Here is a 14,565-nt window from a genome sequence, read left to right on the forward strand (position 1 = left end):
CCGATCCCGAAGCGGAGCGACCTGCTGTAGCAGCCGCCCGCATTCTATGGACTCTTTCCCACGAAGCCAACCCGGCCCCATGCTATGGTTCGGCGGCGCCGGAAGGCCGGACGCGGCACCAGGAGGGGGCGTCGGTGGAGAAGCGTTGACCTGGGAACCATGGCGCGGGCCGCGCCATGGCACGTTCGTGCCCGGGTCGCCACCTGTCCACCGCGTTGGCCGGTTGAAGCATGGGTTCAGCGTGGGACGTGCACCCTCGGCGGCTTGCCCCTCGAATGCCGGGTGCCAGCCACGTATCCATGACTCGACCCTGGACAGGACGTGCTGTCACCACAGGAGACTCATGTGAGCGCCGAAATTCGCCTGGAATCGCTGGACCGTGCCCAGCTCATCGCTGCCCTGCGCAGTCTTCGCAGCGGCGACTTCAGCGTGCGCCTGCCCGAGAGCGGCCCCGGCGCCGACGTCGAAGTGGCGCGGCTCTTCAATGAAGTCGTCGGTTTCAACCGGCAGCTCACCGACGAACTGGAACGCCTGTCGATCGTGGTCGGCAAGGAAGGCCGCATCAACCAGCGCGGCCGCGTCAAGGCGGCCACCGGCGGCTGGGAAAGCGCGATCCGCTCGGTCAACGACCTGATCGAGGACATGGTCCAGCCCACTGCCGAAGTGGCGCGCGTGATCGGCGCGGTGGCCAAGGGCGACCTGTCCCAGACCATGACGGTGGAGATCGATGGACGCCCGCTGCGCGGCGAGTTCCTGCGCATCGGCAAGGTGGTGAACACGATGGTGGCGCAGCTCGCCTCGTTCGCCTCCGAGGTGACCCGCGTGGCCCGCGAAGTGGGTACCGAGGGCAAGCTGGGTGGCCAGGCGACCGTGAAGGGCGTGGCCGGCACCTGGAAGGACCTGACCGACAACGTCAACGCCATGGCCACCAACCTGACCGGCCAGGTGCGCAACATCGCGGAGGTGACCACGGCCGTGGCCTCCGGCGACCTCTCCAAGAAGATCACGGTGGAGGTCAAGGGCGAGATCCTCGAGCTCAAGAACACCATCAATACGATGGTGGACCAGCTCAACTCCTTCGCTTCGGAAGTGACCCGCGTGGCGCGCGAGGTGGGTACCGAAGGCAAGCTTGGCGGCCAGGCCCAGGTGCCTGGCGTCGCGGGTACGTGGAAGGACCTGACCGACAACGTGAACCTCATGGCCGACAACCTCACCGGCCAGGTGCGAAACATCGCCGAGGTGACCACGGCGGTGGCTTCGGGCGATCTTTCCAAGAAGATCACGGTGGAGGTCAAGGGCGAGATCCTGGAGCTCAAGAACACCATCAACGTGATGGTGGACCAGCTGAACGCCTTCGCCTCGGAAGTGACCCGCGTGGCCCGCGAAGTGGGTACCGAAGGCAAGCTTGGCGGCCAGGCGCAGGTGCCGGGCGTCGCCGGCACCTGGAAGGACCTGACCGACAACGTGAACCTGATGGGTGACAACCTCACCGGCCAGGTGCGAAACATCGCCGAGGTGACCACCGCGGTGGCCCGTGGCGACCTTTCCAAGAAGATCACGGTGGAGGTCAAGGGCGAGATCCTGGAGCTCAAGAACACCATCAACGTGATGGTGGACCAGCTGAACGCGTTCGCTTCGGAAGTGACGCGCGTGGCGCGCGAAGTGGGTACCGAAGGCAAGCTTGGCGGCCAGGCCACGGTGCCCGGCGTGGCCGGTACCTGGGCGGACCTGACCGACAACGTGAACCTCATGGCCGACAACCTCACCGGCCAGGTGCGAAACATCGCCGAGGTCACGGTGGCGGTGGCGCGCGGCGATCTTTCCAAGAAGATCACGGTGGACGTCAAGGGCGAGATCCTCACCCTCAAGGACACCATCAACGTGATGGTGGACCAGTTGAACTCCTTCGCCTCGGAAGTGACCCGCGTGGCGCGCGAGGTGGGTTCGGAAGGCAAGCTCGGCGGCCAGGCGCAGGTGCCCGGCGTCGCCGGCACCTGGAAGGACCTCACCGACAACGTGAACCTGATGGCCGGCAACCTCACCGGCCAGGTGCGAAACATTGCCGAGGTAACCACCGCGGTGGCCCGCGGTGACCTTTCCAAGAAGATCACGGTGGACGTCAAGGGCGAGATCCTGGAGCTCAAGAACACCATCAACGTGATGGTGGACCAGCTCAACTCCTTCGCCTCGGAAGTGACCCGCGTGGCGCGCGAGGTGGGTTCGGAAGGCAAGCTCGGCGGCCAGGCGCAGGTGCCCGGCGTGGGCGGTACCTGGAAGGACCTCACCGACAACGTGAACGCGATGGCCGCCAACCTGACCGGCCAGGTGCGAAACATCGCCGAGGTGACGACCGCGGTGGCGCTGGGCGATCTTTCCAAGAAGATCACCGTGGACGTCAAGGGCGAGATTCTCGAACTCAAGAACACCATCAACACGATGGTGGACCAGCTCAACTCCTTCGCCTCGGAAGTGACCCGCGTGGCGCGCGAGGTGGGTACCGAAGGCAAGCTCGGTGGCCAGGCGCAGGTGCGCGGCGTGGCGGGCACCTGGAAGGACCTCACCGACAACGTGAACCTGATGGCCGACAACCTCACCGGCCAGGTGCGAAACATCGCCGACGTGACGACCGCGGTGGCGCGCGGCGACCTTTCCAAGAAGATCACGGTGGACGTCAAGGGCGAGATCCTCGCGCTCAAGGACACCATCAACGTGATGGTGGACCAGTTGAACGGCTTCGCCTCCGAGGTGACCCGCGTGGCGCGCGAGGTGGGTACCGAAGGCAAGCTCGGTGGCCAGGCGCAGGTGCCCGGCGTGGGCGGCACCTGGAAGGACCTCACCGACAACGTGAACCTGATGGCCACCAACCTGACCAACCAGGTGCGCGGCATCGCCGACGTCGTGACCGCGGTGGCGCAAGGCAACCTCAAGCGCAAGCTGCAGGTGGACGCCAAGGGCGAGATCGCGGCGCTGGCCGACACCATCAACGGCATGATCGAGACGCTCGCCACCTTCGCCGACCAGGTGACCAACATGGCGCGCGAGGTGGGTATCGAGGGCAAGCTCGGCGGCCAGGCGCGCGTGCCCGGCGCCGCGGGTTTGTGGCGCGACCTCACCGACAACGTGAACCAGCTGGCCGCGAACCTCACCAACCAGGTGCGCTCGATCGCCGACGTGGCGACCGCGGTGACCAAGGGCGACCTCTCGCGTTCGATCGCGGTGGCGGCCTCCGGCGAGATGGCCGCGCTGAAGGACAACATCAACGAGATGATCCGCAACCTCAAGGACCAGACCTTGAAGAATGCGGAACAGGACTGGCTCAAGACCAACCTCGCCCGCTTCTCGCGCATGCTGCAGGGCGTGCGCGACCTGGCGACGGTATCGAACCTGATCATGTCCGAGCTCGCGCCGCTGGTGAACGCGCAGTACGGCGTGTTCTACGTGGCCCGCCGCGAGGACAACGAAACGGTGCTGGACCTGGTCGCCAGCTACGGCGCCGAGAGCCGCGACCAGTTGAAGCCCACCTTCAAGCTGCGCGAGGGCCTGGTTGGCCAATGCGCGGCCGACAAGCGGGCGATGCTGATGACCGACATCCCGGAGAACTTCATCCGCATCGGTTCGGGTCTGGGCCACGCGCCGCCGGCCAACGTGGCGATCCTGCCGGCGTTGTTCGAGGACGACGTCAAGGCGGTCATCGAGCTGGCTTCGTTCAACCGTTTCAACGAGACCCACCAGAACTTCCTCGACCAGCTGATGGAATCGGTCGGCATCGTGCTCAACACGATCGCCGCGACGATGCGCACCGAAGGCCTGCTCAAGCAGTCCCAGCTTCTCACCCAGGAGCTGCAGGCGCGCCAGACCGAGCTCACCACGAAGCAGGAAGAGCTGCACGCCACCAACGAGGAGCTGCAGGAGAAGGCCCAGCTGCTGGAGAACGAAAAGAAGCAGGTGGAGGCCAAGAACTTCGAGATCGACATGGCCCGCCGCGCGGTGGAGGAAAAGGCCGAGCAGCTGGCCCTCACCTCCAAGTACAAGTCCGAGTTCCTGGCCAACATGAGCCACGAGCTGCGCACGCCGCTCAATTCGCTGCTGATCCTCTCGCGCCTGCTGGCGGACAATCCGCAGGGCAACCTGAGCGAGAAGCAGACCGAGTTCGCCCGCACCATCCATTCGGCCGGCTCGGACCTCCTGAGCCTGATCAACGACATCCTGGACCTTTCCAAGATCGAGTCCGGCACGGTGTCCATCGAGATCGGCGACATGCCCTTGAGCGGGCTCAAGCAGCACATGGAGCGCACCTTCCGGCAGCTGGCCAGCGACAAGAACCTGGATTTCAAGGTGGAGTTCGACCCGGCCCTGCCCGCCTCCATCCGCACCGACGAGAAGCGCCTGCAGCAGGTGGTTCTCAACCTGCTCTCCAACGCCTTCAAGTTCACCGGCGAGGGCAGCGTCACGCTGGCCGTGCGGCCGGTGTCCGGCGGCTGGAGTACCAACCACCCGGTGTTGCGCTATGCCGAACACGCTATCGAGATCGCCGTCACCGACACCGGCATCGGCATTCCCAAGGAAAAACAGAAACTCATCTTCGAAGCGTTCCAGCAGGCCGACGGCACCACCAGCCGCAAGTACGGCGGCACCGGCCTGGGCCTCTCGATCAGCCGCGAGATCGCGCGCCTGATCGGCGGTGAACTGCAGGTGCGCTCGACCCCCGGCGTGGGCTCGACCTTCACCCTGTTCGTACCGCTGGAGGCACTCTCCCCCGTATCCGTGCCGCTGGGGACCAGCAACGCCCGCTACGACAACAGCGGCGCCACGGTGCCGGGCGCCCTGCCCGCGCCGATGGAGGTCACCGACGATCGCGATGCATTGGGCGACTCGCCGTTCGTGCTGATCGTGGAGGACGACCCGACCTTCGCCTCGATCCTGCTGGACATCGCCCGCGACGCCGGCCTCAAGGGCGTGGTTTCCACCGCCGGCGCCGGCACGCTGACGCTCGCGCGCAAGCTGCAGCCGCATGCGATCACGCTGGACCTTGGCCTGTCCGACATCGACGGCTTCGTGCTGCTGGACCTGCTCAAGCACGATCCGCAGACCATGCACATGCCGATCCAGGTGATCTCCGGCGCGGACAAGCTTGGTTCGGCGCTCAGCCTGGGCGCGTTCGGCGTCACCGAAAAGCCGGCCGCGCCCGAGCAACTGGCCGACGTGTTCAAGCGCCTGGCCGGCCACATCCGCCAGACGCCCGCGCCGCAGGCGATGCCGGAAGCCACCAGTGGCATGCGTCCCGTGCCTGAGCTGGGTGGCGCGCGCATCCTCATCGTGGACGACGACATCCGCAACATCTATTCGCTGACCAGCGTGCTGGAAAGCCACGGCGTGGAAGTCATGCATGCCGAGGGCGGCCGCGAGGGCATCGCGATTCTGGAACAGACGCCCGGGATCGACATCGCCCTGATCGACATCATGATGCCGGAGATGGACGGCTACGAAACCATGCAGCAGATCCGCGCGCAGCCGGCGCTGGCCGAGGTGCCCCTGATCGCGGTCACCGCCAAGGCGATGAAGGGCGACCGTCAGAAGTGCCTGGACGCGGGCGCTTCGGACTACATCGCCAAGCCGGTCGACATCGAACTGCTGCTGGCGCTGCTTCGCGTGTGGCTTGCCCGCTCGCGCGAGCGGTCGCCCGCCATCGCGCTGTAGCGCGGAGCCCAGGAACCCATGAACGTACCTGTTTCCCGCCCATCCCCGTCCGCCACGCGCCGCGGCCGCCCGTCCGAACCACCGGAGCGGGCGCGCATCCTCATCGTCGACGACGACGAGCGCAACCTGCTGGCCATCCGCACCGTGCTGGAAGACATTGCCGACGTGGTGCTCGCCCGTTCCGGCGAGGACGCGCTCAGGCAACTGCTCAAGGGCGAGTTCGCGGTGATCCTGCTGGACGTCTACATGCCCGGCATGGACGGCTACGAGACCGCGCAGATCATCCGCGCGCGCGAGCAAACCAAGCGCATCCCGATCATCTTCCTGTCGGCGGTCAACAAGGAGACCGAACACCTGATCCGCGGCTATTCCATGGGCGCGGTCGACTATGTGTTCAAGCCGGTCGAGCCGGTGGTGCTGCGCTCCAAGGCGGCGGTGTTCGTCGACCTGTACATGATGACCCGCGAGGTGCGCCGCAAGGCCAGGCAGGAGCAGGAACTGCTGGACGCCAACCTGCGCGCCAACGCCGAGCGCCTGCGTGCCGAACAGGAGCTGCGCCTGGCCGAACAGCGCCAGGCGGCGATCATCCATTCGCTGCCGCTGGTGCTTTACCTGGAGGACCAGGATGCGACGCCGCGCATGCCCAAGTTCGTCAGCGGCAATTTCACCGCCGTCACGGGATTCAGCTACGACGACGTGGTCGCCACACCGACGCTGTGGCTGGACCGGCTGCACCCGGAGGACCGCAATCGCGTCGCCGATGCCCTGAGTGCGCGACGCCAGGGCCGTGCCTACGCGGTCGAGTACCGCTGGCAATGCGCCGATGGCACCTACAAGCATTTCCTCGACCAGGCCGTGCTGCTCCGGGACGCCGACGGTCGCCCGCTGGAGTACGCCGGCACCCTGCTCGACGTCACCGACCGCAAGAACCTCGAAACGCAGCTGCTGCACGTGCGCAAGATGGACGCGCTGGGCCAGCTGACCGGCGGCATCGCGCACGACTTCAACAACCTGCTGGCCGCCGTGCTCGGCGGCCTGGGCCTGATCGAACGGCGCGTCACGCTCGCCGATGACCAGCGCAAGGTGCTGGACATGACCCGGCACGCCGCGCAGCAGGGCGCCGAACTGGTCTCCCGGCTGCTGGCTTTTGCCCGCAAGCAGAAGCTCGAGCCCGCGCACATCGACATGGCCGAGCTGTCCAGCAGCGTCACCCAGTTGCTGGGGTACACGCTGGGCGGGCTTGTCGCGCTGGAATGGGAGCTGCAGGACGACCTCTGGTCGCCCTACGCCGATGAGACCCAACTCGAACTGGCGCTGATGAACCTGGCGATCAATGCCCGCGACGCCATGCCCGAGGGCGGCAAGATCCGCATCGCGTGCCGCAACGTGAGCATCGGCACCGGCAACGAGGCGGCCGCAGGCGACTATGTGGTGCTGGCGGTCTCCGACACCGGCTGCGGCATCCCCCCCGACATGCTCGAGCGCGTCACCGAGCCTTTCTTCACCACCAAGGCCGTCGGCAAGGGCACCGGCCTGGGCCTGTCCATGGTCTACGGATTCGCCCAGCAATCCGGCGGCACCATGCGCATCGAAAGCCATGTGGACCAGGGCACGGTCGTCGAACTGTGGTTGCCGCGCGCGCCCGAGGCCGCGCGCCGCCCGGCGGCCCCTGCGATCGACAGCACGTCCGCGGGGAACCGCGGCCGCCACATCCTGCTCGTCGACGACCACGAAGGCGTGCGCGCCACCACCGCGGCGATGCTGGAGGACCTGGGCCACATGGTCGTCACGGCCGCCGATGGCGAGCACGTAAGCCAGCTGATCCAGGCCGACCATCTCCAGGCGATCGACTTCATCATCAGCGACTACGCCATGCCGCTGGTCTCGGGTTCGGAAGTGATCCGCAAGCTGCGCGCGGTCAAGCCGGGGCTGCCGGGCATCATCATCAGCGGTTACGCCGACAAGGAAGCGATTTCCGGCGCGCCCGAAGGGGTGATCGTGGTGTCCAAACCTTTCACACCGACGCAGTTGCAGGACGCGATCGTTGCCGCGGCACACGTCAGCCGTAATTGAATCGGCCCTTTTTGCGTGCCCTCGCCGGAGCGCGCTCGTGGGCTCCCCCGACGTGGTCGCCACGCTCGGGCAAACCTGGAGTTCTCCCGCAAGCGCGGGCAACTGAACGGTGGCTGGACCGCCGCCCCCTTTGGCGCCAGGGGCCTCGACCGCTCCAAGGCACCGTGCGATGCCAATCCGCGCCGCGCGACCTTGAAATCCGCTTCCCCACCGCGACCTCCGAAGCGTTGTCCGGCTTGCCGCGGCGCAGCAGGCCCGGCGTATAATCGTTAAGATTGCATACGGCCGTCCGCCCTTCCCCAGTCGGACGGCCGCAAGCCTCCCTTCCCTGCCGGTGGTGACGTGAGCACGAACCTGATTCGCGAGTTTTCCGAGTCCTCCCAACTCGCTGGCGGCAACGCCGATTACGTCGAACAGTTGTACGAGTCCTGGCTGGCCGACCCTGCGTCGGTCACCGCCGATTGGGCCGGTTACTTCGAATCGTTCAAGGGTCGTGGCAGCGACATCCCGCACTCGTCCGTCATCGCCCGCATCGAGGCGGCGCAGAAACAGCGCCGCGCTGCCGGCGCCCCGGTCGACGATGCCCACGCCCGCAAGCAGGCCGGGGTGCTGCGCCTGCTGACCGCCTACCGTTCGCGCGGCCACCTGGCGGCCAACCTGGACCCGCTGGGCCTGGCCAACAAGATGGAGGCGCCAGACCTGGGGCTGGCCTTCCACGGCCTGTCCGACGCGGACCTGGACACCGAATTCGACTGCGGCACGTTCGCCGGCGGCGGCCAGCGCATGAAGCTGCGCGAGCTGCTTGCCCGCCTGAAGAAGATCTACGCCAGCACGATCGGCGCGGAGTTCATGTACATCTCCGACCACGCGCAGCGCGCATGGATCTACTCCCGGCTGGAGCAGGCCAACGGCAGCGCCGGCCTGGACGCGGCCGGCAAGAAGCGCGTGCTGGCGGGCCTGACCGCGGCGGAGGGCCTGGAGCGCTACCTGCACACCAAGTACGTCGGCCAGAAGCGCTTCTCGCTGGAAGGCGGCGACAGCCTGATCCCGATGGTCGACGACGTCGTCAGCGCCGCCGGCGACAATGGCGTGAAGGATGTCGTCATCGGCATGGCCCATCGCGGCCGCCTGAACGTGCTGGTCAACATCCTGGGCAAGCCGCCCAAGACTTTGTTCGACGAGTTCGAGGGCAAATTCGAACACCCGGATGACCCGGCCCACTCGGGCGACGTGAAGTACCACATGGGCTTCTCCGCCGACGTCAGGACGCCCAAGGGCAACGGCGTGCACGTGGCGCTGGCGTTCAATCCCTCGCACCTGGAAATCGTCAACCCGGTGGTCGCCGGCTCCGTGCATGCGCGGCAGATCCGCCGGCACGACGGCGAGCACACCCAGTCAATGGCGGTGCTGATCCATGGTGACGCGGCCTTCGCCGGCCAGGGCGTCAACATGGAGCTGTTCCAGATGTCGCAGGCGCGCGGCTTCAAGATCGGCGGCAGCCTGCACATCGTGATCAACAACCAGGTGGGTTTCACCACCTCCAACCCGCAGGACGCGCGCTCCACGCTGTACTGCACCGACCTGGCCAAGATGGTCAACGCGCCGGTGCTGCACGTGAACGGCGACGACCCCGAAGCGGTGATTGAAGTCACCCGCCTGGCTTACGACTTCCGCAAGCAGTTCCGCAAGGACGTCGTGATCGACCTGGTGTGCTACCGCCGCCACGGCCACAACGAGGCGGACGAGCCCGCGGCGACGCAGCCGGTGATGTACCAGATCATCCGCAAGCGTCCGACCACCCGCGATCTCTACCAGCAGCAGTTGGTGAAGGAGGGCGTGCTGGCCGAAGGCGACGCGCAGAAGGAACTCGACGCCTACCGCGACCGCCTGGAAGCCGGCGGGTCGATGACCGCGCTCGATCCGGCCCCGCAACGCGACGTGCACGTGGACTGGAGCCGCTTCATCGGCGGCAAGCTTTCCACCAGGACCGATACCGGCGTGCCGAAGCAGAAGTTGCTGGAGCTGGCCAACCGCATCCTGGAGCTGCCTTCCGACGTCACGCTGCAGCCGCGCGTGGCCAAGATCTACGACGACCGCCGCAAGATGGCCGCGGGCGAGCATCCGGCCGACTGGGGCTTCGCCGAGAACCTGGCCTACGCCACGCTGATCGACCAGGACTACAACCTGCGCCTGGTCGGCCAGGACTCCGGCCGCGGCACCTTCTTCCATCGCCACGCGGTGCTGCACGACCAGAAGGACGGCCACACCTACATGCCGCTGGCCACCGTGCGCGCGGGCGCCGACGTCGAGATCATCGACTCGCTGCTCTCCGAGGAAGCGGTGATGGCGTTCGAGTACGGCCATGCCACGACCGACCCGCAGACGCTGGACATCTGGGAAGGGCAGTTCGGCGACTTCGCCAACGGCGCGCAGGTGGTCATCGACCAGTTCATCAGTTCCGGCGAAGCCAAGTGGAACCGCCTGTGCGGCCTGGCGCTGTTCCTGCCGCACGGCTACGAAGGCCAGGGCCCGGAGCATTCCTCCGCCCGCCTGGAGCGCTTCCTGCAGCTGTGCGCGATGGACAACATGCAGGTGTGCGTGCCGACCACCCCCGCGCAGGCCTTCCACATGATCCGCCGCCAGATGGTGCGCCCGGTGCGCAAGCCGCTGATCGTGATGACGCCCAAGTCGCTGCTGCGCCACAAGCTCGCGGTCTCCTCGCTGGACGAACTGGCCAGTGGCGAGTTCCAGCTGGTGATCGGCGAGCACCGCGACCTGGCGGCCAAGAAGGTCAAGCGCGTGGTGCTCTGCTCGGGCAAGGTCTATTACGACCTGCTCGAGGACGCGGAGAAGCGCGAGCTCACGGACGTCGCCATCGTGCGCGTCGAGCAGCTCTATCCGTTCCCGCGCCCGCGCGTGGTCGAGGAACTGGCCAGGTATCCCTCCGCCAAGGAAGTGGTGTGGTGCCAGGAAGAGCCGATGAACCAGGGCGCCTGGTTCCAGATCCGCCATCATCTGCAGGCCTGCGTGGGCACCAAGCACAGCCTTTCCTATGCCGGCCGTGGCCGCTCCCCGGCGCCGGCCGCCGGCCACCTCAACACCCACGTCGCCGAACAGACGGCGCTCGTCGAGCAGGCGCTGGTCGCGCCGGTCGGCGACGACCAGGCGGCGGAGTAAGCTTTTTCGGATCAATGCGGCCAGGATGGCCGCTACGTGCCGCGCCAGGAGAGGCGCTCACCTTTAAGGACCCGTCATGTCCATCGAAGTCAAAGTCCCCGTCCTGCCCGAGTCGGTCTCCGACGCCACCATCGCCAGCTGGCACAAGAAGGTCGGCGAGGCGGTCAAGCGCGACGAGAACCTGGTCGACCTTGAAACCGACAAGGTGGTGCTGGAAGTGCCCTCGCCGGTCGACGGCGTGCTCAAGGAGATCAGGCACCAGGCCGGCGACACGGTGAACAGCCAGCAGGTGATCGCCATCCTGGAGGAAGGCGCCGCCGCGCCGGCCCCCGCGCCCGCTGCGAAGGAAGAACCCAAAGCCGCGGCGCCCGCCAAGGCCGAGGCGCCGCAGACCGGCAAGGGTGTGGACGAACTGTCCCCGGCCGGCCGTCGCGTCGCCAGCGAGGAAAACATCGACCCGTCCAAGGTCGCCGGCACCGGTCGCGACGGCCGCGTGACCAAGGAAGACCTCGTCAACTACGGCAAGGGCGGCGCTGCCCCGGCTCCTGCCGCCCCGGCCGCCCGGCCGACCCCGGGCGCCCGCCCGGAAGAGCGCGTGCCGATGACCCGCATGCGCGCCAAGATCGCCGAGCGCCTGATGCAGTCGAAGAACTCGATCGCGATGCTCACCTCGTTCAACGAGGTGAACCTCGCCGAGGTCGTGAAGATGCGCAAGTCGCTGGGCGAGCAGTTCCAGAAGACCCACGGCATCAAGCTTGGCTTCATGAGCTTCTTCGTCAAGGCGGCCGCCGAGGCGCTCAAGCGCCACCCGATCGTCAACGCGTCGGTCGACGGCAACGACATCATCTACCACGGCTACCAGGACATCTCGATCGCCGTGTCCACCGACAAGGGCCTGGTGACGCCGGTGCTGCGCGACGTGCAGGACATGGGCTTCGCCGACATCGAAAAGGGCATCGCCGACTACGCCAAGAAGGCGCGTGACGGCAAGCTCTCGCTGGACGACCTGCAGGGCGGCACGTTCACCATCACCAACGGCGGCACTTTCGGCTCGCTGCTCTCCACGCCGATCGTCAACCCGCCGCAGAGCGCGATCCTGGGCATGCACACGATCAAGGAGCGCGCGATCGTCGAGAACGGCCAGGTCATCGCCGCGCCGATGATGTACATCGCCATCTCCTACGACCACCGCATCATCGACGGCAAGGACGCGGTGCTGTTCCTGGTCGACATCAAGGACCAGCTGGAGAACCCGCAGCGGATGCTGCTGGGTCTCTGATCGCCGCCCCGGCGATCGGAAAATAGGTAACGAAGCTCTGGTGCCCGGACTCGACTGGAACCACGTCAGGTCGGTTGTTTCCGGCGCACCAGCGCCCATCTTCCGCTTCACCAGCGAGCAGGGCTCGCCAGCAAGGAACCTCGCATGAGTGACCAACAATTCGACGTCATCGTCATCGGCGCCGGCCCGGCCGGCTATGTGGCCGCGATCCGCGCCGCGCAGCTGGGCCTGAAGACCGCCTGTGTCGACGACTTCACCGGCAAGGACGGCAAGCAGGCGCTGGGCGGCACCTGCCTCAACGTGGGCTGCATCCCGTCCAAGGCGCTGCTCGACTCCTCGCGCCAGTTCTGGAACATCTCGCACAACTTCCCGGTCCACGGCATCAGCGTGGAAGGCGCCAAGGTGGACCTCGGCACCTTCATCGGCCGCAAGGACAAGATCGTCAAGCAGTTCACCGGCGGCATCGGCCAGTTGTTCAAGGCCAACAAGGTCACCGCGTTCTACGGCAAGGGCAAGCTGCTCAAGGGCAATTCGGTCGAGATCACCGGCAAGGACGGCGCCAAGCAGACGATCAGCGCCACCAACGTGATCCTGGCCTCCGGCTCGGTGCCGATCGAGCTGCCGTTCGCCAAGTTTGACGGCAAGGCGATCGTCGACAATGCGGGTGCTCTGGACTTCACCGAGGTGCCCAAGCGCCTGGGCGTGATCGGCGCCGGCGTGATCGGCCTGGAACTCGGCAGCGTGTGGAAGCGCATGGGTTCTGACGTGACCGTGCTCGAAGCGCTCCCCGACTTCCTGGGCGCCGCCGATGCGGACGTCGCCAAGATCGCGCTGAAGGAATTCACCAAGCAGGGGCTGGCCATCAAGCTCGGCGCCAAGGTTTCCAAGGCCGAGGTGAAGAAGGACGGTGTGCACCTGACGTACACCGACAAGGACGGCGAGCAAAAGCTGGTCGTCGACAAGCTGCTGGTTGCCGTGGGCCGCCGTGCATACACCGATGGCCTGCTGGCCGGCGACACCGGCGTCAAGCTCGACGAGCGCGGCCGCATCGTGGTCGACGAGCACAACCACACCGGCGTGGACGGCGTGTGGGCCATCGGTGACGCCGTGCGCGGCCCGATGCTGGCGCACAAGGGCTCCGAGGAAGGCGTGGCGGTGGCCGAGTGGATCGCCGGCAAGGCCGGCCACATCAACCTCGATACCGTGCCCTGGGTGATCTACACCGAACCGGAAATCGCCTGGGCCGGCAAGACCGAAAAGCAGCTCAAGGACGAAGGCGTGCCCTACAAGGTCGGCACCTTCCCGTTCGCCGCCATCGGCCGTGCCGTGGCGATGAACGAGGCGATCGGCCAGGTGAAGATGCTCGCCCACGCCGAGACCGACCGCATCCTGGGCGTGCACATGGTCGGCCCGGGTGTGTCCGAGTTGATCGCCGAGTGCGTCGTGGCGATGGAGTTCAAGGGTTCGTCCGAGGACCTCGCGCGCATCGTCCACGCCCACCCGACCCTGTCCGAGGCCGTGCACGAGGCCGCGCTGTCGGTCGACAAGCGCGCCATCCACAAGGGCAACTGAGCTTCCACCGAACGGCCAAACGGCCCGCTCGTGGCGACATGGGCGGGCCGTTTCGTTCATATCCCATCCCTGCAGAGGCCACTTGTGGGGGTCACTGTTCCCACGGCCGGCGACGAGCGTTGCCAGCCGGTGGACTCCCACACAGAACCACACTTACACCGGATACGCATGCCCCAACCCACCGCCATCTGCGTCTACTGCGGTTCCAGCAGCGGCAGCCATCCCGACTACGTCGAACAGGCCCGCGCCTTCGGCACCGAGATGGCCCGGCGCGGTATCGCCCTGGTCTATGGCGGCGGCAAGGTCGGGCTGATGGGCACCGTGGCCGACGCGGTGCTGGCCGCCGGCGGCAAGGCAATCGGCGTGATCCCGCGCCAACTGGTCGACCTGGAGGTCGCCCATCCGGAGCTGACCGAGCTGGTGGTGGTCGAGACCATGCACCAGCGCAAGACACGCATGTATGAGCTCTCCGACGCCTTCGTCGCCCTGCCCGGCGGTTTCGGCACCATGGACGAGATGTTCGAAATGCTCACCTGGGCCCAGCTGGGCCTGCACCGCTACCCCTGTGGCTTCCTCGACGTACGCGGCTACTACACGCAGCTGAGCGCGATGATGGACCACATGGTCGCCGAGCGCTTCGTGCGGCCGGAGCAGCGCGAGGACGTCTGGTTCGGCCAGGATATGGGCGCGCTGTTCGACTGGATGGCAAGCTACGAGGGTCGCTACCTGCCCAAATGGGTGGACGACCGCAGCATCGACGCCTGAGT

6 protein-coding genes are annotated in these 14,565 nt (G+C 66.7%); all 6 read left to right on the forward strand.

The features are described 5' to 3' along the window. Positions 1 to 345: 345 nt before the first annotated feature. The 6 genes from LQ772_RS09780 to LQ772_RS09805 all read left to right on the forward strand — a co-directional run bounded on the left by LQ772_RS09780 (position 346) and on the right by LQ772_RS09805 (position 14,563). Positions 346 to 5,697, forward strand: a complete 5,352-nt coding sequence (locus LQ772_RS09780; protein WP_231320513.1) for a HAMP domain-containing protein — start codon at positions 346 to 348, stop codon at positions 5,695 to 5,697. Between the two features lie 18 nt (positions 5,698 to 5,715). After that, positions 5,716 to 7,770, forward strand: coding sequence for a response regulator (locus LQ772_RS09785; RefSeq protein ID WP_231320515.1), 2,055 nt, complete (start codon positions 5,716 to 5,718; stop codon positions 7,768 to 7,770). Between the two features lie 342 nt (positions 7,771 to 8,112). After that, a complete protein-coding gene (locus LQ772_RS09790) occupies positions 8,113 to 10,947 on the forward strand; it encodes a 2-oxoglutarate dehydrogenase E1 component (RefSeq protein ID WP_231320517.1) in 2,835 nt (944 codons plus the stop codon). A gap of 76 nt (positions 10,948 to 11,023) precedes the next feature. Next, complete coding sequence (gene odhB / locus LQ772_RS09795) at positions 11,024 to 12,226, forward strand: 2-oxoglutarate dehydrogenase complex dihydrolipoyllysine-residue succinyltransferase (RefSeq protein ID WP_231320519.1); 1,203 nt, start codon at positions 11,024 to 11,026, stop codon at positions 12,224 to 12,226. Positions 12,227 to 12,370: 144 nt separating this feature from the next. Beyond that, a complete protein-coding gene (gene lpdA, locus LQ772_RS09800) occupies positions 12,371 to 13,798 on the forward strand; it encodes a dihydrolipoyl dehydrogenase (protein ID WP_231320521.1) in 1,428 nt (475 codons plus the stop codon). Between the two features lie 168 nt (positions 13,799 to 13,966). Further along, on the forward strand, positions 13,967 to 14,563 hold the full coding sequence (locus tag LQ772_RS09805) for an LOG family protein (protein ID WP_231320523.1): 597 nt from the start codon (positions 13,967 to 13,969) through the stop codon (positions 14,561 to 14,563). The last annotated feature ends 2 nt before the right edge of the window (positions 14,564 to 14,565 follow it).

The sequence above is a fragment of the Frateuria edaphi genome (assembly GCF_021117405.1).
Classification (GTDB): Bacteria; Pseudomonadota; Gammaproteobacteria; order Xanthomonadales; family Rhodanobacteraceae; genus Frateuria_A; species Frateuria_A edaphi.

Bases quoted from the DNA above. Each gene is read 5' to 3' on its own strand.
- LQ772_RS09785 (WP_231320515.1), top strand. From the start codon at position 5,716: ATGAACGTACCTGTTTCCCGCCCATCCCCGTCCGCCACGCGCCGCGGC.
- odhB (WP_231320519.1), top strand. From the start codon at position 11,024: ATGTCCATCGAAGTCAAAGTCCCCGTCCTGCCCGAGTCGGTCTCCGAC.
- lpdA (WP_231320521.1), top strand. From the start codon at position 12,371: ATGAGTGACCAACAATTCGACGTCATCGTCATCGGCGCCGGCCCGGCC.
- LQ772_RS09805 (WP_231320523.1), top strand. From the start codon at position 13,967: ATGCCCCAACCCACCGCCATCTGCGTCTACTGCGGTTCCAGCAGCGGC.